At 71.1% G+C, this 18,990-nt stretch carries 15 protein-coding genes; 6 read left to right on the top strand and 9 right to left on the bottom strand.

Features of this window, described 5'->3' with window-relative positions; all coding sequences use genetic code 11:
- The first annotated feature begins 34 nt into the window (after positions 1-34).
- The 3 genes from J2850_RS13380 (at position 35) to J2850_RS13370 (ending at position 3,008) form a co-directional block, all read left to right on the top strand.
- Positions 35-1,159, top strand: a complete 1,125-nt coding sequence (locus J2850_RS13380) for an asparaginase (RefSeq protein ID WP_209982369.1) — start codon at positions 35-37, stop codon at positions 1,157-1,159.
- 30 nt (positions 1,160-1,189) lie between these two features.
- The gene (locus tag J2850_RS13375; protein WP_209982367.1) at positions 1,190-1,687 is read left to right on the top strand and encodes an AraC family transcriptional regulator; all 498 of its coding nucleotides are present in this window, start codon (positions 1,190-1,192) and stop codon (positions 1,685-1,687) included.
- Positions 1,688-1,769: 82 nt separating this feature from the next.
- Positions 1,770-3,008: a class I SAM-dependent methyltransferase gene (locus J2850_RS13370; protein WP_209982365.1), complete on the top strand. Its 1,239-nt coding sequence runs from the start codon at positions 1,770-1,772 to the stop codon at positions 3,006-3,008.
- A gap of 247 nt (positions 3,009-3,255) precedes the next feature.
- Here J2850_RS13370 and J2850_RS13365 read toward each other — a convergent pair whose 3' ends face one another.
- Entirely contained in the window at positions 3,256-4,638 is a 1,383-nt protein-coding gene (locus J2850_RS13365; RefSeq protein WP_209982551.1) for an aspartate aminotransferase family protein, read from the bottom strand.
- Between the two features lie 301 nt (positions 4,639-4,939).
- Positions 4,940-7,543, bottom strand: coding sequence for an ATP-dependent chaperone ClpB (clpB, locus tag J2850_RS13360; protein ID WP_209982362.1), 2,604 nt, complete (start codon positions 7,541-7,543; stop codon positions 4,940-4,942).
- A gap of 294 nt (positions 7,544-7,837) precedes the next feature.
- On the opposite strand from clpB, the gene J2850_RS13355 reads away from it, so the two are divergent.
- Both J2850_RS13355 and J2850_RS13350 read left to right on the top strand, forming a co-directional pair.
- On the top strand, positions 7,838-8,389 hold the full coding sequence (locus J2850_RS13355) for an NUDIX domain-containing protein (RefSeq protein WP_209982359.1): 552 nt from the start codon (positions 7,838-7,840) through the stop codon (positions 8,387-8,389).
- A gap of 140 nt (positions 8,390-8,529) precedes the next feature.
- Positions 8,530-9,312, top strand: a complete 783-nt coding sequence (locus J2850_RS13350; protein WP_209982357.1) for an MOSC domain-containing protein — start codon at positions 8,530-8,532, stop codon at positions 9,310-9,312.
- Here J2850_RS13350 and J2850_RS13345 read toward each other — a convergent pair.
- Positions 9,302-9,742 (bottom strand): DUF4167 domain-containing protein, encoded by a 441-nt coding sequence (locus J2850_RS13345; RefSeq protein ID WP_209982356.1) that lies wholly within the window; start codon positions 9,740-9,742, stop codon positions 9,302-9,304. The two genes, J2850_RS13350 and J2850_RS13345, sit on opposite strands and share 11 nt — an antisense overlap.
- Positions 9,743-10,011: 269 nt before the next feature.
- Positions 10,012-10,860, bottom strand: coding sequence for a peptide chain release factor N(5)-glutamine methyltransferase (gene prmC, locus J2850_RS13340; RefSeq protein WP_209982549.1), 849 nt, complete (start codon positions 10,858-10,860; stop codon positions 10,012-10,014).
- Between the two features lie 113 nt (positions 10,861-10,973).
- Between prmC and J2850_RS13335 the strand changes: the two genes are divergently transcribed.
- On the top strand, positions 10,974-11,390 hold the full coding sequence (locus J2850_RS13335; protein WP_209982354.1) for an endonuclease domain-containing protein: 417 nt from the start codon (positions 10,974-10,976) through the stop codon (positions 11,388-11,390).
- Positions 11,391-11,395: 5 nt separating this feature from the next.
- On the opposite strand, the gene prfA is transcribed toward J2850_RS13335, so the two are convergent.
- The 5 genes from prfA to ptsP all read right to left on the bottom strand — a co-directional run bounded on the left by prfA (position 11,396) and on the right by ptsP (position 18,989).
- Complete coding sequence (gene prfA, locus J2850_RS13330) at positions 11,396-12,469, bottom strand: peptide chain release factor 1 (RefSeq protein ID WP_209982352.1); 1,074 nt, start codon at positions 12,467-12,469, stop codon at positions 11,396-11,398.
- A complete protein-coding gene (gene hemA / locus J2850_RS13325) occupies positions 12,444-13,784 on the bottom strand; it encodes a glutamyl-tRNA reductase (RefSeq protein WP_209982351.1) in 1,341 nt (446 codons plus the stop codon). Before hemA ends, prfA begins: the two co-directional genes overlap by 26 nt.
- A gap of 37 nt (positions 13,785-13,821) precedes the next feature.
- On the bottom strand, positions 13,822-15,018 hold the full coding sequence (ispG, locus tag J2850_RS13320) for a flavodoxin-dependent (E)-4-hydroxy-3-methylbut-2-enyl-diphosphate synthase (RefSeq protein ID WP_209982350.1): 1,197 nt from the start codon (positions 15,016-15,018) through the stop codon (positions 13,822-13,824).
- Positions 15,019-15,202: 184 nt separating this feature from the next.
- Positions 15,203-16,471 (bottom strand): helix-turn-helix domain-containing protein, encoded by a 1,269-nt coding sequence (locus J2850_RS13315; protein WP_209982348.1) that lies wholly within the window; start codon positions 16,469-16,471, stop codon positions 15,203-15,205.
- A 211-nt stretch (positions 16,472-16,682) separates the two neighbouring features.
- The gene (ptsP, locus tag J2850_RS13310; RefSeq protein WP_209982345.1) at positions 16,683-18,989 is read right to left on the bottom strand and encodes a phosphoenolpyruvate--protein phosphotransferase; all 2,307 of its coding nucleotides are present in this window, start codon (positions 18,987-18,989) and stop codon (positions 16,683-16,685) included.
- Position 18,990 lies beyond the last annotated feature (1 nt).

The following is an 18,990-nucleotide window of genomic DNA, read 5'->3' as shown; positions in this document are numbered from 1 at the left end:
GCCGCCGCCGGCCGTCCGAGGCAAGCTTGCCGCCATGAGCCAGGATAACCAAGACAGCCACGGCCACTCCTCCTGCTGCGGCGGCCATCACCACCCGGCTGGCGGCGGCAAGCTCCGGCCGGGTGAGGGCGGCGCCGATCTGGGCGGCCCGGCGGACAGCCCGATCACTGTCGAGGTGACGCGCGGCACCATGGTCGAATCGATCCACCGCGCCCGCGCCTGCATCGTCGACGCCGCCGGCCATGTCCTGGCCCGCTGGGGCGACATCGAGGCGCCGGTCTACGCCCGCTCCGCCATCAAGTCGCTGCAGGCGATCCCGCTGGTGGAGACCGGCGCCCTCGACGCCTTCGCCCTCGGCGACGAGGAACTGGCGCTCGCCTGCTCCTCCCACAACGGTGAGGCGCGCCACACCGGGCTGGCGCGCGCCTGGGCCGAGCGGGTCGGGCTGTCGGTAGGCGACTACGAGTGTGGGGCGCAGGTCCCCTACGACCCGGAGACCGCCGCCGACCTGCTCCGCCGCGGCGAGGCGCCGACCGCCTTCCACAACAACTGCTCCGGCAAGCACACCGGCTTCCTGACCACGGCGATGCACAAGGGCGAACGGCTGAAGGGCTATGTCCGCTACGGGCATCCGGTCCAGCAGCGCATCCTCGGCGTGCTGGAACAGATGACCGGCCAGGACCTGTCCGGCGCCCCCTGGGGCATCGACGGCTGCTCCATCCCCACCATCGGCATCCCGCTGGGCGCCATCGCCTATGCCATGGCCCGCATCGCTGACCCGATCGACCTGCCGGACGCCCGGGCCGAAGCGGTGACGCGGATCGCCCGCGCCTGGGGCGGACACCCCTTCCTGATCGCCGGCACCGGCACCTTCGACACCGCGGTGATGGAGGCGGCGGAGGGCGCCGTGCTGGTCAAGGGCGGGGCCGAGGGGGTGGGCTGCGCCGTCATCCCCGACCAGGGCATCGGCATCGCGCTCAAGATCGAGGATGGTGCCGCCCGCGCCCGCGAGGTGGCGATGGCCGCGCTGATCCGCGCCACCGGTGCGCTGAGCGATGCCCAATGGGCGCGCGTGCCCGACCTGCTGACCGTCCCGCTGCTGAACCGCGCCGGCACCCGCGTCGGCGAGCTGCGGCCGGCGGCCGGCTGGCCGCGCTGATCACCCCCCAGGCAACACGGGAGAGGTCACATGCACGACGTCACCATCGGGGAACGGCCGGATGTCCGCCTGACCGGCTTCGAACACCGCGGCCCCTACCACGGCATCGGTGCCACCTTCGACCGTCTGGCCGCCTGGGCAGCGCCGCGCGGCCTGCTCGGGTCCGGCGCCCGCTGCTTCGGCGTCTATTACGGCAACCCGAATCTGGTGGCGCCCGAGGATCTGCGCGCCTTCGCCGGCCTGGTCCTCCCCACTCCCGTGCCGTTGCCCGCCAAACCACAGCCCGCCGAACCGCCGCAGGACGACGCCGAGACCATCGACGTCCCCGGCGGACCCTGCGCGGTGCTGGTCCACCAGGGCGACTACAGGGAGCTGGAGGGCGTCCACCGCTGGCTCTACGGCACCTGGTTCCCCGGCAGCGGCCACCGGCCCGATCCCGGCCGTCCCTGTTGCGAGGAGTATCTCAACGATCCGCGGAGCCTGCCGCCGGCGGACTGGCTGACGCGGATCACCGCTCCACTGCGATAGGCCGGCGAAAGGCTGTCATCGGGCGGGCGCGGTGCTATGGTCGCCGCGTCCGCTTCCGCTGCCTTATCAAGAGCATTGCCCGATGAGTGTCGACGACCTGCGCGCCCAGTACGAGGCCTATCCCTATCCCGCGCGCAATCCGGCCGACGAGTCGAAGCGCCTGATCACCGGGTCTCCCAGCCACCTGGATGAGTTGGTCCAGCATGTGTTCGGCGGGCGGATCGACCATGCCAGGCCGCTGCGCGTGCTGGTGGCCGGCGGCGGCACCGGCGACGGCGCCATCATGCTGGCGCAGCAGATGGCCGACGCCGGCAACCCCGGCCGCATCACCTACATCGACCTGTCCGACGCCAGCCGCGCCGTCGCGCAGGCGCGCGCCGAGGCGCGCGGCCTGACCAACATCGACTTCCGCCGCGGCTCGCTGCTGGAATTGGATGAGGCAACGGCGGAAGCCGGGCCGTTCGACTACATCGACTGCTGCGGCGTGCTGCACCATCTGGACGAGCCGTCGGCGGGCCTGCGCTCGCTGGCCGAGGCGCTGGCGCCCGGGGGCGGCATCGGCATCATGGTCTACGCCCCGCTCGGCCGCACCGGCGTCTATCCGATGCAGGAGGCGCTGCGCGGCATGACCGAGGGGCTGCCGCCGGCCGAGAAGGTGGCGCTGGCCCGCCGGCTGATCCAGGCGCTGCCGCCATCGAACTGGCTGCTGAACAACCCGCACATCAGCGACCACCGGCTGGCCGACGCCAACCTCTACGACCTGCTGCTGCACAGTTGCGACCGCCCCTACAGCGTGCCGCAGCTTGCCGAACTGGCGGACAGCGCCGGCTTGGCGGTGGCGTCGCTGATCGACCCGCTGCGCTACGAGCCGTCGCTGTGGATCAAGGATGCCAAGCTGCTGAAGCGGCTGGAAGGCATGGACCGGCTGGAGCGCGCCGCCTGGACCGAGCGCATCACCGGCGCCTTCACCAAGCACATCGCCTACCTGCTGCGCCCGGCCGACCTGGAGGCCGCGCGCATCGGGCCGGACGACCCGGAGGTCGTTCCGGTGCTGCGCGACGTCGACGGCCCGACGGTCGCCAAGGGCCTTCCCCCCGGCGGCAGCCTGGAATTCGACCTGATGGGCAGCGTGGTGGCCCTGCCGATGCCGCGGTTGGCCGGCCCGATCCTGGCGCGGATCGACGGCAGGACCAGCCTGGGCGCCCTGCATGCGGCGATCGAGCCGACGGCGAAGGTGACCTGGGACCAGTTCCTCACCCAGTTCCGCCAGCTTTTCCACGCGCTGGGCGGCCTGGGCAAGATGCACCTGCGGCGGGAGTAGGCTCCCGTCATCCCCGAAGGCGCATAGGCGCTGACGCTACCCCCCTCCTAACCTCCCCCGCTTCGCGGGAGAGGGACTACCGCCGCCTTTCCGAACAAGCGCTTGCCCCCTCTCCCGCATGAGCGGGGGAGGGTTGGGGAGGGGGAGGGACGATCCAGTAAACCAGCACTTGGACCTGGGATTGCCGGGCTCCCCTCGCCCGCCGCGCATGGCGGCACCCTCTCCCGGGGCGGGAGAGGGATTTACCCTACCCCCGCAGCACCGGCACCGCGGCGTCGAGCGCCTTGGTCAGGCGGTCGAAGGTCTCGTGGATCTCCGCCTCGGTGATGACCAGCGGCGGGCACAGCGCGATCGAGTCGCCCATGGCGCGGACGATCAGGCCGTTCTCCTGGGTCAGGCCGTTCACCACCGCGCCGGCGCGGCCGACCGGGTCGAACGACGCCTTGGTCGCCTTGTCGGCCACCAGCTCCACCGCGCCGATCAGGCCGGTGCCGCGGGCCTCGCCGACCAGCGGGTGCCCGGCCAGCGCCTTCAGACGGCTCTGGAAGGCCGGGGCGACGTCGCGGACATGGCCGACGATGTCGCGCTCCTCGTAGATCTTCAGCGTCTCCAGCGCCACCGCCGCCGCCACCGGATGGGCGGAGTAGGTATAGCCGTGGCCGAAGGTGCCGATCTTCTTGCTCTCGTCGACGCAGGCCCGGTAGACCGCGTCCGACACCATGACGGCGGAGATCGGCAGGTAACCCGACGAGAGCTGCTTGGCGCAGGTCAGGATGTCCGGCTGCATCCCCATGGTCTGGCTGCCCCAGAAGTTGCCGGTACGGCCGAAGCCGCAGATCACCTCGTCGGCGACCAGCAGGATGTCGTATTTCTTCAACACCGGCTGGATCTTGGCGAAGTAGGTCGCCGGCGGCACCACGACGCCGCCCGCCCCCATGATCGGCTCGGCGAACATGGCGGCGATGGTGTCGGGCCCCTCGGCCAGGATCAGCGCCTCGAGCTGCTCGGCCAGCCGCGTGGCGAAGGCCTCCTCGCTCTCGCCCTGATGGGCGTTGCGGTAGTGGTGCGGACAGTCGCCGTGGATGATGCGGGCGATCGGCAGGTCGAAGTCGCGGTGGTTGTTCGGCAGCCCGGTCAGGCTGGCGGTCGCCACGGTCACGCCATGGTAGGCACGCTGCCGCGAGAGGATCTTCTTCTTCTCCGGCCGGCCGAGGGCGTTGCTGTAGTACCAGATCAGCTTGATCGCGGTGTCGTTGGCCTCCGAGCCGGAATTGGCGAAGAAGACCTTGGACATCGGCACCGGCGCCAGCCCGATCAGCTTTTCCGCCAGGTCGATGCCGGGCTCGTGCGACTTGTGGCCGAAGATGTGGTAGCTGGAAAGCTGCCGCATCTGCTTGGCCGCCGCCTGCACCAGCCGCTCCTCGCCCCAGCCGAGCGAGACGCACCACAGGCTCGCCATGCCTTCGATGTAGTCCTTGCCGCCGTCGTCGAAGACGCGGACGCCTTCGCCGCGATCGATGATCAGCGGCCCCTGCGTCTCGTGCAGGTCGAGGTTGGTGTAGGGGTGGAGGACGAAGGCCTTGTCGCGGCTCGCGGCGGAGTTGCCGGCGGTGCTGCCCGGAGCGGTCATGGAGAGGTCTTCCTGTTCGATCTTGTCGGGACGTCCGCCCGCCACCGTGGCTTCCCGGTCCGCCGGCCCAATGGCCGGAAACCGGGATGGCGGGAGATGTTCGATTTGTTAAACACCTGCGACGATAATACGCACAGTCAGACCTGTCGACAAACCTGCATCGCCGTCAATCGTGCCATGCACGCAGCACCTGTTCGGCGGGGCCGGACCGGCCCTCCCGGTCCCGGACATGGCTTCGCCCGCCTCGCGGGGAGGCGGGCGAAGCCATGGTGGTCACGCTGTCCGCATCAGGGCGCGCGCCTCACGCCGCCCGCACCAGCCCGCCCACCGGCTGGCCGTCGATGGTCAGCGAGCCGCCTTCCGCCCCGACCGTCACCGTCTGGCCGTCCGTGACGCGGCCCTCCAGGATCAGGGTGGCCAGCGGGTTCTGCAGTTCGCGCTGGATCACCCGCTTCAACGGCCGCGCGCCGTAGACCGGGTCGTAGCCGGCCTCGGCCAGCCATGCGGTCGCCGCATCGTCCACCGTCAGCGTGATCTCGCGCTCGGCGAGCATCCTGGTCAGGCGGCCGAGCTGGATCCTGACGATGCCGCCCATATGCCGGCGGTCGAGCCGGTGGAACAGCAGGATTTCGTCCAGGCGGTTCAGGAACTCCGGCCGGAAATGGGCGCGGACGGCCTCCATCACCTCCTCGCGGACCGCGTTGCTGTCCTCGCCTTCCGGCTGCTCGGCCAGCGCCTGCGAGCCGAGGTTCGAGGTCATGATGATGACGACGTTGCGGAAGTCCACCGTGCGCCCCTGCCCGTCGGTCAGGCGGCCGTCGTCCAGCACCTGGAGCAGCACGTTGAAGACGTCGGGATGCGCCTTCTCCACCTCGTCGAACAGCACGACCTGGTAGGGCCGGCGGCGCACCGCCTCGGTCAGCGCCCCGCCCTCCTCATAGCCGACATAGCCCGGAGGCGCGCCGATCATGCGGGCGACGGAGTGCTTCTCCATGTATTCCGACATGTCGAGCCGCACCATGGCGGTTTCGTCGTCGAACAGGAACTCGGCCAGCGCCTTGGTCAGCTCGGTCTTGCCGACGCCGGTGGGGCCCAGGAACAGGAAGGAGCCGATCGGCCGGTTCGGATCCTGAAGCCCTGCCCGCGCCCGGCGCACGGCGTTGGACACGGCGACGATCGCCTCGTCCTGGCCGATGACCCGGCTGCGCAGCTTGTCCTCCATGGCCAGCAGCTTCTCGCGCTCGCCGGCCAGCATCTTGTCGACCGGCACGCCGGTCCAGCGGCTGACCACCGCGGCGATGTCGCCGTCGCGGACCTCCTCGTTCAGCATGCGGCTGCTGGCATGCTCCTCGGCTTCCTTCAAGGCCTTCTCCAGGCCGGGGATGACGCCGTAGGCCAGCTCGCCGGCACGTCCCCAGTTGCCGTCGCGCTGCGCCGTCTCCAGCTCGGTGCGGGCCTTCTCAAGATCCTCCTTGATCTTCTGCGCGCCCTGGAGCTGGTCCTTCTCGGCCTGCCACTTGGCGGTCAGCTCGGCCGACTCCTGTTCCAGGTTGGCCAGCTCGTCCTCGAGGTTGACCAGCCGCGTGCGCGATCCCTCGTCGGATTCGCGCTTCAGCGCCTCGCGCTCGATCTTGAGCTGGATGATGCGGCGGTCGAGCTCGTCGATCGCCTCCGGCTTGCTGTCCACCGCCATGCGCAGGCGGCTCGCCGCCTCGTCGATCAGGTCGATCGCCTTGTCGGGCAGGAAGCGGTCGGTGATGTAGCGGTTGGACAGCGTCGCCGCCGCGACGATGGCGCCGTCGGTGATGCGCACGCCGTGGTGGACCTCGTAGCGCTCCTTCAGGCCGCGCAGGATCGAGATGGTGTCCTCCACCGTCGGCTCCGACACGAACACCGGCTGGAAGCGCCGGGCCAGCGCCGCGTCCTTCTCGATGTACTTGCGGAACTCGTCGAGCGTGGTGGCGCCGACGCAGTGCAGCTCGCCGCGCGCCAGCGCGGGCTTCAGCATGTTGGAGGCGTCCATGGCGCCGTCGGACTTGCCGGCGCCGACCAGCGTGTGCAGCTCGTCGATGAAGACGACGATCTCGCCGGCCGCCGCCTGGATCTCCGACAGCACCGCCTTCAGCCGCTCCTCGAACTCGCCGCGGTACTTGGCGCCGGCCACCAGCGCGCCGAGGTCGAGCGACAGCAACTGCTTGTTCTTCAGTCCCTCCGGCACGTCGCCCTTGACGATGCGCTGGGCCAGCCCCTCGACGATGGCGGTCTTGCCGACGCCGGGCTCGCCGATCAGCACGGGATTGTTCTTGGTGCGGCGGGCCAGCACCTGGATGGTGCGGCGGATCTCCTCGTCGCGGCCGATCACCGGGTCGAGCTTACCGTCGCGCGCCGCCGCGGTCAGGTCGCGGGCGTACTTCTTCAGCGCGTCATAGCCCTGCTCGGCGCTGGCGCTGTCGGCGGTGCGGCCCTTGCGGATGTCGTTGATGGCGGTGTTCAGCGCCTGCGGCGTCACGCCGGCGGACTTCAGCGCCTTGCCCGACGGCGTGCCGTCGGCCATCGCCAGCGCCAGCAGGAGGCGTTCGGCGGTGACGAAGCTGTCGCCGGCCTTCTCGGCGACCTTCTCCGCCTGCTCGAACACGCGCGAGAGTTCGGGGGTGAGGTAGAGCTGGCCGGCGCCGCTGCCCTCGACCTTCGGCAGCTTGTCCAGGTCGGCGTCGACCGCCGCCAGGGCGGCCTTGGGGTCGCCGCCGGCCGACCGGATCAGGTTGGCGGCCAACCCCTCCTTGTCGTCCAGCAGGGTCTTCAGCAGGTGTTCCGGCGTCAGGCGCTGGTGGCCGCGGCGCACGGCAAGCGTCTGCGCCGACTGCACGAAGCCGCGGCTGCGCTCGGTGTATTTCTCGAAGTCCATGATGCTCCTCCTTCTCCCGTCGACCGTCCGCGAGGCAGCCCGGTCGATCCGATCCACATGACAGTGCGATCCGCAAGGATGCTGCCGGAGATGTAGGCGGACCCGCCGGTCATACAAGACCATCGGAGGGGAAAGGTTATCGGGAGAGGCAAGCCGCCGCGGCTTGGCGCAGGGGCGCCGCGCGCCAGTGTGAAGGGGGTAGCCCGGTACCCGCCGATTGCCCCACTTACCGGCTCCGGAAAGCCGCAGCTAGACTGCCGCCCGCCCCCCGCAAGCCAAACTCCGGATTCCGCCATGACCGATCTCGCCGTCCAGAGAAGCCGCACCGGCACCGACCACCCGGCCTCCGTCGGGCCGGCGCCGCGGACCAGGCTGGGCCGCCTGTTGCGCCTCGCCTGGTATCTGCGCGGCGTCTGGCACCTCGTGGCGCGGCCGCTGACCATGGGGGTGCGCGCGATCATCCTCGACGAATCGGATCCGGCCTCCCCGCAGGTGCTGCTGATCCGCCACAGCTATGTCGACGGCTGGCACCTGCCCGGCGGCGGCGTCGGGCGGGGGGAAACGCTGGGCGAGGCGATGCGGCGCGAGGTGCGGGAGGAGGTCGGGCTGCTGGCCGACCGGCAGATCCAGCCCTTCGGCATCTATGCCCGCTTCCGCAACGGGGCCAGCGACCATGTCGCGGTCTTCGCCGTCCGCGGTTGGAGCGGCACCCCCAAGGCGGACGGGGTGGAGATCCTGGAAGCCCGCTTCTTTCCCCTCGACCGCCTGCCGGCGGAGCTGTCGCCGGCCACCGGGCGGCGGCTGCGGGAGTTTCTCGGCCGGCAGCCCATCGCCGAACGCTGGTGACCGCCCCATCTGATGGGGAAGGGAGCAGGGGACCGGACCGCGACTGCCGCGGCGGTCCCGCCGCGACCTCTGCCGCAGCATGAAATCCAGGCACGGCATCGGTTGACAGGGACGCTCCGGCCCTTTCATTGTGCAGTGCAATGAACACCACGCTCGCCGCCATCCGCCGCTATCCCGTGAAGGGCCTGAGTGGCCAGGATCTCCCCGCCACCGACCTGACCGCCGGGCAGGCGCTTCCGCTCGACCGCCGCTACGGGCTGCTGCACGGTCCCGCCGCCATCGATGCGGACACCGCTGGATGGCGCCTGCCGTCGGATTTCGTCACCCTGGACCGCACGGAAAAGCTGGCCGCGCTGGAGACGGAGTTCGACGAAGCGACGCGGACACTGCTGGTCCGTCGCGGCGGCCGCCAGGTGTCGCGGGGCCGGCTGGACCAGCCGATGGGCCGCACGCTGCTGGAACAGTTCTTCGCAGCCTATCTGGCCGGCGTCGTTCCCGGCATGCCGCGGCTGGTGGAGGCGGCCTCCGGCGCCTTCGGCGCCTGCGAGGAACCGTCGGTCACGCTGCTGAACCTCGCCAGCCTGCGCGACCTGGAGGAGCGCATCGCCAAGCAGCCGGTCGATCCGCGCCGGCTGCGCGCCAACCTGCTGGTCGACGGCATCGATCCCTGGGCCGAACGCGCCTGGATCGGCCGGACCATCGCCGTCGGCGCGGCGACCCTGGAGGTGGTGGAGGCGCTGGACTGTGCCCCCGGCAACGACGTGAACCCCGACACCGGCGTCGCCGATCTCAGCCTGCCGACGATCCTGGAGCGTGGCCTGGGCCACGGACAGATCCTGTTGCGCGCCCGCGTGACCGGCGCCGGCCGGATCGCCGTGGGCGATCCGGTGACGCCGTCCCCGGAGCCTGCCGTCAGGCGTTGACGGCGGCCCGTTCCTCGCCATCGGTCTCGTCCTCGCCGGCCGACTCGTCGTCGTCGCCGGCCGACAGGGCGCTGCCCTGCGGCTGATGCCCGTGGCCGTTCACCGGCTGGCCGCCGCGCTGGCGGTTTTCCGATTCCTGGATCTGGTTGATGATGCGGAGGTAATGCTCCGCATGCTGCAGGTAGTTCTCGGCCTGCACCCGGTCGCCGGACGCCATCGCGTCGCGGGCCAGCGCCTGGTACTTCTCCTGGACTTGCCAGGCATTGCCGCGGATGCGGACGTCCGGGCCGTTGCTGTCGAAGGTCTGGTGACGCAGCGGCACATTCTGGCGACGGCCGGCACTGCCGCCCCCGCCCCCGCCGCCACCACCACCGCCGCCACCGCTGTTGCCACGACCACGCGAACGCCTGGAGTTCGGTCCCTGTCTCATTCGGCTCTTAAGGCCCCATGCAAGAGAAGCGCAGTCCCCGGATCGCTCCGGAGGCCATCCGGCCTGCCGGGCCGCCATGGACGTTTTCCATGGACCGGTCACGGGGTTCAAAACGACGCGTCCGCATCAGGTGCGGCAGGGCCTCGCGGTCAGCACTCGGCAGACAACATCCGAGATTCATGCTCCGCAGGCCATAGGTTCGCGGTCGTGTACCGCACACTAACCGGCAAAGCCCGTCGATCCAACCGTTTTTTTGCCGGACCGGCGCCTCACCGGCCGTTTCGTGCCCGGACGCATCGTTTTATCCCGCCAAGGTCACACAGGATCGCGGTCTCGCCCAAGCCTTGCGCCTCGACCAGGGCGGCGACGTCCTCGGCCTGGCCCTGCCCGACCTCGAAGGCCGCCAGCCCACCCGGCCGCAGCAGGCGCGGCAGCTCCACGGCGATGATGCGGTAGGGCTCCAGCCCGTCCGGACCGCCATCCAGCGCACGCAGCGGGTCATGCTCCCGGACCTCAGGATCGAGCGTGGCGATGTCGGCGCTCGGGATGTAGGGGGGATTGGAGACGACGACGTCGAACCGCTCGTCGACGCCCCTTGCCCAGTCGCCGGTGCGGAAGCGGGCGCGCTCCGCCAGCCCGTTGCGCTCCGCGTTGCCGGCGGCGGCGGCGGCCGCTCCCGGGCTGAGATCGACGCCGAGGCCGGTGGCGTTCGGCAGTTCCGACAGCAGCGCCAGCAGGATGCACCCCGTGCCCGTCCCGAGGTCGAGCAGCCGCAGGGCGGCCTTGCGGTCGGGGATGGCGGCCAGCACCGCCTCCACCACCGTCTCGGTATCGGGCCGCGGCTCCAGCGTGTCGGGGGTGAGGACGAGATCGATGGTCCAGAACTCGCGATGGCCAAGGATGCGCCCCACCGGCTCGCGGGCGGCCCGGCGCTCGACCAGCGCCAGGGCATGGGCGGCGTCCTCGGCCGGAACGGCCTGATCGGCCTTCATCACGAAGTCGGTCCGGGTGAGACCGAGCGCATGCTCCAGCAGGTAGCGGACGTCGAGATCCGGCGTCTCGACGCCGGCCTCCCGCAGGCGCGCCTCGGCCTGCGCACGCAGGGCGCGGAGGGTCATGGATGCGACCATTCTACATCTTTCTCAACCGGACGGACGTCTTCAAACTCTGCACTGATCCCCTCTCCCGCGAAGCGGGGGAGGGTTAGGGAGGGGGCAGACGCCGCCGCACCATGCCGCACGCCAGAAAGACCGAGCTTGCCCGCGCGCGCGGAATGCGCCGCGTTCCCACCGATGCGGAACGCAAACTCTGGAGCGTTCTGCGCCGCCGCCAGATCGGCGGATGGTACTTCAGGCGCCAGCATCCCATTCATCCCTTTATCGCGGACTTCGCCTGCGTCGAGGCAATGCTGGTCGTCGAGGTCGATGGCGGGCAGCATGCGGAGTCTTCATACGACGCCGCACGCGACCAGCGGATGGAGGCCGCCGGCTGGCGGGTGCTGCGCTTCTGGAACACCGACGTGCTGAGCAATCCGGAAGGGGTGGCGCGCATGATCTGGGAGGCTCTCGGTCCCCTCCAGGCTCCCGGCCCCCTCCCCGACCCTCCCCCGCCTTCGGCGGGAGAGGGAGAAAGAGGCGGCGCTGGATAGCCCTCTCACCCCAGTTCGGCCAGCCTTGCCGCTTCGTCCTCGGCGATCAGCGCGTCGATCATCTCGTCCAGCGCTTCTCCCGCCATCACCTTGTCGATCTTGTAGAGCGTCAGGTTGATGCGGTGGTCGGTGACGCGGCCCTGGGGGAAGTTGTAGGTGCGGATGCGCTCCGAGCGGTCGCCGCTGCCGACCTGGCTCTTGCGGTCGGCGGCGCGGGCGGCGTCCTTCTCGGCGCGCTCGCGGTCGTAGAGGCGGGCGCGCAGCACCTTCAGCGCCTTGGCCTTGTTCTTGTGCTGCGACTTCTCGTCCTGCTGGCTCACCACCAGCCCGGTCGGCAGGTGGGTGATCCGCACGGCGCTGTCGGTGGTGTTGACAGACTGGCCGCCGGGACCGGACGAGCGGAAGACGTCGATCCGCAGGTCCTTCTCGTCGATGTGGATGTCCACCTCCTCCGCCTCCGGCAGCACGGCGACGGTGGCGGCGGAGGTGTGGATGCGGCCCTGCGCCTCGGTCGCCGGCACGCGCTGGACGCGGTGGACGCCCGACTCGAACTTCAGCCGGGCGAAGACGCCGCGGCCGGTGATGTTGGCGGTCGCCTCCTTGTAGCCGCCGATCCCGGTCTCGCTGACGTCCATCGCCTCGAAGCGCCAGCCATGCAGGCCGGCGTAGCGGCGGTACATCTCGAACAGCTCGGCGGCGAACAGCGCCGCCTCGTCGCCGCCGGTGCCGGCGCGCACCTCCAGGATGGCGTTCTTCTCGTCCGCCTCGTCCTTGGGCAGCAGCGAGACCTGCACCTTGCGCTCCAGGTCGGGGATGCGCTTGGTCAGGTCGTGGAACTCCTCCTCCGCCATCGCCTTCATCTCGGCGTCGGCGCCGGGGTCGGCGATCATCTCCGCCAGGTCGCCGGCCTCGCTGCGCGCCTTCTTCAGCTCGGCGATCGCCTCGGCGATCGGGGTGAGGTCGGCATACTCCTTGGACAGCCGGGCGAAGTCGCCCGAGTCGGCAAGGCCGGCCGCCAGCGTGTCGCGCAGCTCGTCGTAGCGGGCCATCACCTTATCGAACTTCTCGTCCAGGCTCACGTCGCTCGTCCTTATCCGGTTCAGTCTCATCCTGCCGGCCAGGGGCCGGGCCGGTCGCCCGGTCCAGCCCGAACAGCCGGAACAGCAGCCGCTCGGCCGAAGCCCGCTCGGCCAGCCCCTCGCCACTGCCGTCGGCGGCCAGCGCCCGCAGCGCCTCCGACGGGGCGTGCAGCAGGCGGTTGACCAGCAGCCGCGTCGCCGACGCCGCGTCGAGATCGGCATGCCCGGCCAGCAGGCGCCCGCGCTCCGTCTCGAAATGGCTGCGCAGGGCGGCCACCGCCGGCACCGCCGCCCGTTCGGCGCGGTCGCGGGCGAAGGCGGCCACCGCCTCGTCCACGATCATCCAGGCCGCCTGGGTCGCCGCCTCGCGCCCGACGCGGCCCTGCAGCGCCACCCGCTCCAGGTCCGCCAGGTCGTAGACGAAGGCGCCGTCCATGCCGGCGACCTCGGGGTCGACGTCGGCCGGGATGGCGGCGTCGACCACGAAGACCGGCCGGCGGCGGCGGCGCTTCAGCACCGCCTCCATCATCGGCGCGGTCAGGATATAGCGCCCCAGACCGGCCGCGGTCACCAGGATATCGGCGCCGGCCATCGCCGCCTCCAGCTCGGCCCAGGGGGCGAAATGACCGTCCAGCCGCCGCGCCGCCGCCTCCGCCCGGCGGTCGACCGGGGCCGCGACGGTCAGCCGCGGCAGGCCGGCCTCGCGCAGCCCCTCCAGCACCAGCGTTCCCATGTCGCCCAGCCCGACCAGCAGGGCGCCGCAGCGCCTGATGTCGCCGTGCAGGTCGCGCGCCACCTGGATGGCGGCGGCGGCGAGCGAGGTGGCGCCCTCGGCGATCGGGGTTTCGCTGCGGACCCGCTTGGCGGCGGCATAGGCCGCCTGCAGGACCGCCTCCAGCTCCGGCCCGGTCAGGCCGGCACCGGCGGCGCTGCGGTGCGCGGCCTTGACCTGGCCCAGGATGTGCGGCTCGCCGACGATCTGGCTGTCGAGGGAGCAGGCGACCGCGAACAGGTGGCGCACGGCGTCGATGCCGGTGCGGGTGTAGAGCTGCGGCGCCAGGTCGGCGGTGGACAGGCCGACACGATCGGCCATCACCTCGGCCACCGCCAGCGCCGCCTCGTTGGGGCGGTCATGGACCGCCTGCACCTCCACCCGGTCGCAGGTGCTGAGCCACAAGGCCTGGCCCAGCCCGGCGGCCCGCAGCCGCTCCAGCATGCCCGCGGTCTCCGCCTCCTCGGTGGAGAGGCGGTCCCGGACGGCTCCGGCACAGGTCCGGTGGCTGGCGCCGATGACGAGATAGGAGGAGGTGGTCACGCCGCTGGTCGCTGTCCCTGCCCAATTCGAGGGCAGCTTACTCCGCGGCCGGCGCCACGTCTCGGGCGGTCTGGTCTTGGCCAGTCTGGTCTTGGCCGGTCTGGTCTTGGCCGGTCTGGTTTCGGGCGCTCTCGGCCTTCGCCGCCTCGATCTCGGCGGCCTTCTTCTCGACCAGCCCGACCAGGTGGTCGACGATGTCCTGGTCCTTCAGCCGGTGGTCGGTGACGCCCGACAGGTAGACCTGGTGGGTGTTGTTGCCGCCGCCGGTCAGGCCGATGTCGGTCTCCCGCGCCTCGCCCGGGCCGTTGACGACGCAGCCGATCACCGACAGGGTCAGCGGCGTGGTGATGTGGGCCAGCCGCTGCTCCAGCAGTTCCACCGTCTTGATGACGTTGAAGTTCTGGCGGGCGCAGCTCGGGCAGGAGATCACCGTCACGCCGCGGCGGCGCAGCCCCAGCGATTTCAGGATGTCGTAGCCGACCAGGACCTCTTCCGTCGGGTCGGCCGACAGCGAGACGCGCAGGGTGTCGCCGATGCCCGACCACAGCAGCATGCCGAGCCCGATCGACGACTTCACCGTGCCGGCGCGCAGGCCGCCGGCCTCGGTGATGCCGATGTGCAGCGGATAGTCGCAGGCCTCGGCCAGCCCCTGGTAGGCGGCGACCGCCAGGAAGGCGTCGGAGGCCTTCACCGAGATCTTGAACTCGCGGAAGTCGTTGTCTTCCAGGATCTTCGCATGGTTCAGCGCGCTCTCGACCATCGCCTCGGGGCAGGGCTCGCCGTATTTCTCCAGCAGGTCCTGCTCCAGCGAGCCGGCATTGACGCCGATGCGCATCGAGCAGCCGTGGTCCTTGGCCGCCTTCACCACCTCGCGCACCCGCTCGGCCGAGCCGATGTTGCCGGGGTTGATGCGCAGGCAGGCCGCCCCGCTCTCCGCCGCCTCGATGGCGCGCTTGTAGTGGAAATGGATGTCGGCGACGATCGGCACCTTCACCTGCCGCACGATCTCCTTCAGCGCCAGCGCCGACTCGCGGTCGGGGCAGGAGACGCGGACGATGTCGGCCCCCACCCGCTCGGCCGCCTGGATCTGCTCGACCGTCGCCTTCACGTCGGTGGTCGGCGTGTTGGTCATCGTCTGGACCGAGATCGGCGCGTCGCCGCCGACAAGCACGTTGCCGACGCGAATCTGGCGCGATTTGCGGCGGAGGATCTGGCGATAGGCGCGCACGGTCATGACGGAAAGCCTCTGGACAGCAGAACGGTGCCGGGGGCGCATCCTAGCGCAGCCGGCGTCAGGCCAGAAGTGCGCTCCGCCGCCCCCGATTCAAGTCATAGGAGCCTTGTGACCGGCTCCCCCCGGTGAAGGCCCCCGTCCCGGCGGCGGCCGTGCACTCAACGGGTACGCTCAGCGGGTGTGCTCAGCGGCGTACCAGCCCGTGCGAGTCGATGCTGACGTCGCGCAGCACCTGGCCGGTGGAGCCGAGCGGCGGGCTTTCGGCGCCGTCGGCCATCACCACCAGGCCGCCGGCGTTGCCGGTGCGGATCTTCACGTTGGGCTTGTCGGGAACGCGGAAGGTGTCGCCCGGCTTGAGCACGCGCGTGAAGACGATCTCGCTGCCGTCCCGCACCTGCAGCCAGCTATCCTGCGTCGCCTTCAGGATCAGCTTCGCGTTGGTGTTCAGCGTGCCGTAGACCTTGCCGTTCGCCGGCACCGTCTCGGCGGCCGGCGCCGGTGGCGCGGCCGGAGCGGCCGGCGGCGGCGCGGCGGCGTTCAGCGGTGTCGGCGCCTCCGGCGCATCGTCCTCGTCATCCTCGGACGGCGGCGGCGGAACGTTGGTCATCCCGGAGGACGCGGCGGATGGGGAAGCGGACGGCGCGGCGGGTGGCAGTGCGGCGACGGTCGCCGGCCTGCCCGGTACGGCGGAGCCGGCCGGCGGCCTGGCGGCGGGAACGGTCCCGGAAGCCTGCCCGGCCGGCGCGGCGGTGGTCGCGGGGGGCGTCCCGGCCGCCGTCTGCTGGGAGGCGGAGGGCGGTTGGTCGGCCGGCGGGGTCAGCGCCGCCGGCGATCCCCCGGCCGGCGACTGCACCGATGTCTGTGCCGGGGCCTGGGCAGGAGGCTGTGTCGGAGCCTGGGCCGGCGGCTGGACGCCGGCGACCGTCTGCTGCTGGTCCGACGGCGCGGTGCCGCCCGCGGTTTCCGGCTTCGTCGGCACGCCGTCGAGCAGCGAGACCAGCCGGTCGGGCAGCGTCGGCACGAAGTCTGCGACCGAACGGTCGGTGGCCGACAGATAGTACCAGCCGCCATAGACGATACCGGCCAGCACCAGCGTGCCCAGCAGCAGGGTGCCGCCGGACGCCCGTCCTTCCGCCGCCGGGGTCGGCAGGTACAGTTCCTGGCGGCGGACGGTGCCGGCCGCCTCCTCCTTGTAGCGGGCGACGACCGCGTCGGGGTCCAGCCCCAGGGCCTCGGCGTAGGAGCGCAGGAAGCCGATGGCGTAGGTGCTGCCCGGCAGGTCCTGGAACCGGCCCTCCTCGATCGCCAGCAGGTAGGGATAGCGGATGCGCAGCATCGCGGCGACTTCGCGCAGGTCGTAGCCGTGCGCCATGCGCGTCGCGCGCAGTGTCTCGGAGATGGAGGGACCGGCGGGGGCCGGATCGAAATCGTCGAAAACCTTGCGCTTGGCCATGGGCTCGCCATCTGCTCGCAACGGGGGGCGCGCCCGCGGGGCCGCGCACCGGGGCATCCTCGGGGATGCGCTCGACGGAATGCGTACGACATGCCGCCCCCGCGGCGCAACCGCAATGACCACCCGCCGACGGGAGCCGGGCCGTGACAAGTGGCGTGCGGGCACCGCCGCAGGCCGGTCGACGGCCCGCCCGCAGCCCGCCGGCAGCCCGTCAGATGATCACGCCATGGTCCTTGGCGAAGGTCCTCAGCTTGTCGCGCAGGCTGTGGTCGGCGCCGGTGTAGAGCCCGCTCATGTACTGGCGCAGCGCCGCGACGTCGAGCGAGCGCAGCATGGTCTTCACCGGGCCGACCGAGGGCGGCGACATCGACAGGGTGCGGAAGCCGACGCCGATCAGGGCCATGGCGTCGAGCGGCCGGCCGGCCATCTCGCCGCAGATCGACAGCGACACCTTGTGCCTGCCGCACTCGTCGACCAGCCGGCGCATGACGCACAGCATCGCCGGCGACAGCGGGTCGTAGCGGGTCGAGGTGCGCGGGTTGCCGCGGTCGGCGGCGAACAGGTACTGGGTCAGGTCGTTGGAGCCGACCGACAGGAAATCCAGCTTCGGCAGCAGGGCCGGCAACTGCCAGAGCAGCGACGGCACCTCCAGCATCGTGCCGACGCGCAGGCTGCTGGGCGGCGCGATGCCCTGGGAGGACAGACGCCTCAGCTCCAGGTCGACCAGCCGGCGGGCGCCGTCGAACTCCGCCACCTCGGCGATCATCGGGAACATCACCGACAGCGGCCTCCCGGCCGCCGCCAGCAGCAGGGCGCGCAACTGCTGGCGCAGCAGCGACGGGTGGTCGAGCCCGATGCGCACGGCGCGCCAGCCCAGCGCCGGGTTCTCCTCCTCGCCACCGGTCATGTAGGGCAGCATCTTGTCGCCGCCGACGTCCAGCGTGCGGAAGACGATCGGCCGGTCGCCGACCTCGTCCATGATCCGCCCGTAGAGGTCGGTCTGCGCCTTCACGTCCGGGTAGGAGGCGCGGACCATGAAGGGAATTTCGGTGCGGTAGAGCCCCACCCCCTCGGCGCCGCTGGCCTTCAGGTGCGGCAGGTCGATCAGCAGGCCGCAGTTGAGCTGGATCGAGATCGGCACCCCGTCGCGCGTCACCGAGGGCAGGTTGCGGATCTCCGCATACATCTGCTCCTTGCGGTGCTGCAGCGCCACCGCCTCGGCGAAGGCCATCTGGATGTCTTCGGCCGGGCGGATGAAGACCTGCCCATGGTCGCCGTCGACGATCAACTGGTCGAGCGCCTCGATCCGGTTGAGCGCGTCGCCGGCCTGCACCACCGGGATGTTGAGGGCGCGGGCGACGATGCAGACATGGCTGGCCGGCGAGCCCTCCTCCAGCAGCAGGCCGCGCAGGCGGGTGCGGTCGTAATCCAGCAGCTCCGCCGGCCCCATCGAGCGGGCGACCAGGATCATGTCGTCGGGCAGGGTGGCGCCGTCGGTCCCGCTGGTCTTGCCGGCCAGATGTTGCAGCAACCTGTTGGTCAGGTCCTCGAAATCCATCAGCCGTTCCCGGATGTAGGGATCGGTCAGATGGCTCATGCGGGCGCGGGTGTCGTTCTGCACCTGCTGAACCGCCGCCTCGGCCGTCAGGCCGACGCGGATCGCCTCGCGGATGCGCGACAGCCAGCCGCGGTCCTCGGCGAACATCCGGTAGGTCTCCAGGATGTCGCGCGGTTCGCTGAGGCCCGCCAGCGACGCCGCCTCCAGCAGGTCGTCGATGGCGCTGTGCATGGTCTGCAGCGCGGCATTGAAGCGCTCCAGCTCGGCATCGGCGTCCTCCGCCACCATCTGGCGCACGGTCAGTTGCGGCCGGTGGATGACGGCGAGCCCCATGGCCAGCCCGGCGCTCATCGCCGTGCCCGACAGGCGGGCCGGCAGCAGCACGGGATCGCCGGTGGTGGTGACCTCCACCGGGTTGACCAGCTCGCTCTGGGCCACCAGTTCGGCGACGACCATGGCGATGGTCTGGAGGGTCTCGACCTCCTCCTCGACGTAGCGGCGGCGGTCCTTGTGTTGGATCACCAGCACGCCGCGCACCTTGCTGCCGCGCAGGATCGGCACGCCGGCCAGCGACTGGAAGGGATCCTCGCCGGTCTCCGGGCGGTAGGCGAAGCTGGGATGGGAGGGCGCGTTGTCCAGCGCGACCGAGCGGGCGTGGCCGGCGATGTAGCCGACGATGCCCTCGCCCACCCGCAGGCGGGTGTTGTGGACGGCGGTCTTGTTCAGGCCCTCGGTGGAGAACAGCTCCAGCACCTCGCCGGCCCGCATGACGTAGCAGGAGCAGACGTCGGCCTTCATCTCCGCCGCGATCAGCGTGACGATCTTGTCCAGCCGCTCCTGCCCGGACCCCGAGCCGGCCATGATGTCGCGCAGGCGGGCCAGCAGCCGGCGCGACGAGGTGCCGTCGAAGCGGGGACCCGCCCCCCCGTCGCCGGCTGCCGTCTCGAGGGTCTCGGTCATC

Source organism: Azospirillum picis (assembly GCF_017876115.1).
GTDB classification, from domain to species: domain Bacteria; phylum Pseudomonadota; class Alphaproteobacteria; order Azospirillales; family Azospirillaceae; genus Azospirillum; species Azospirillum picis.
This window is presented reverse-complemented; position numbering and strand designations above follow the sequence as displayed.

Bases quoted from the DNA above. Each gene is read 5' to 3' on its own strand.
- J2850_RS13380 (WP_209982369.1), top strand. From the start codon at position 35: ATGAGCCAGGATAACCAAGACAGCCACGGCCACTCCTCCTGCTGCGGC.
- J2850_RS13375 (WP_209982367.1), top strand. From the start codon at position 1,190: ATGCACGACGTCACCATCGGGGAACGGCCGGATGTCCGCCTGACCGGC.
- J2850_RS13370 (WP_209982365.1), top strand. From the start codon at position 1,770: ATGAGTGTCGACGACCTGCGCGCCCAGTACGAGGCCTATCCCTATCCC.
- J2850_RS13365 (WP_209982551.1), bottom strand. From the start codon at position 4,638: ATGACCGCTCCGGGCAGCACCGCCGGCAACTCCGCCGCGAGCCGCGAC.
- clpB (WP_209982362.1), bottom strand. From the start codon at position 7,543: ATGGACTTCGAGAAATACACCGAGCGCAGCCGCGGCTTCGTGCAGTCG.
- J2850_RS13355 (WP_209982359.1), top strand. From the start codon at position 7,838: ATGACCGATCTCGCCGTCCAGAGAAGCCGCACCGGCACCGACCACCCG.
- J2850_RS13350 (WP_209982357.1), top strand. From the start codon at position 8,530: ATGAACACCACGCTCGCCGCCATCCGCCGCTATCCCGTGAAGGGCCTG.
- J2850_RS13345 (WP_209982356.1), bottom strand. From the start codon at position 9,742: ATGAGACAGGGACCGAACTCCAGGCGTTCGCGTGGTCGTGGCAACAGC.
- prmC (WP_209982549.1), bottom strand. From the start codon at position 10,860: ATGACCCTCCGCGCCCTGCGTGCGCAGGCCGAGGCGCGCCTGCGGGAG.
- J2850_RS13335 (WP_209982354.1), top strand. From the start codon at position 10,974: ATGCCGCACGCCAGAAAGACCGAGCTTGCCCGCGCGCGCGGAATGCGC.
- ispG (WP_209982350.1), bottom strand. From the start codon at position 15,018: ATGACCGTGCGCGCCTATCGCCAGATCCTCCGCCGCAAATCGCGCCAG.
- J2850_RS13315 (WP_209982348.1), bottom strand. From the start codon at position 16,471: ATGGCCAAGCGCAAGGTTTTCGACGATTTCGATCCGGCCCCCGCCGGT.
- ptsP (WP_209982345.1), bottom strand. From the start codon at position 18,989: ATGACCGAGACCCTCGAGACGGCAGCCGGCGACGGGGGGGCGGGTCCC.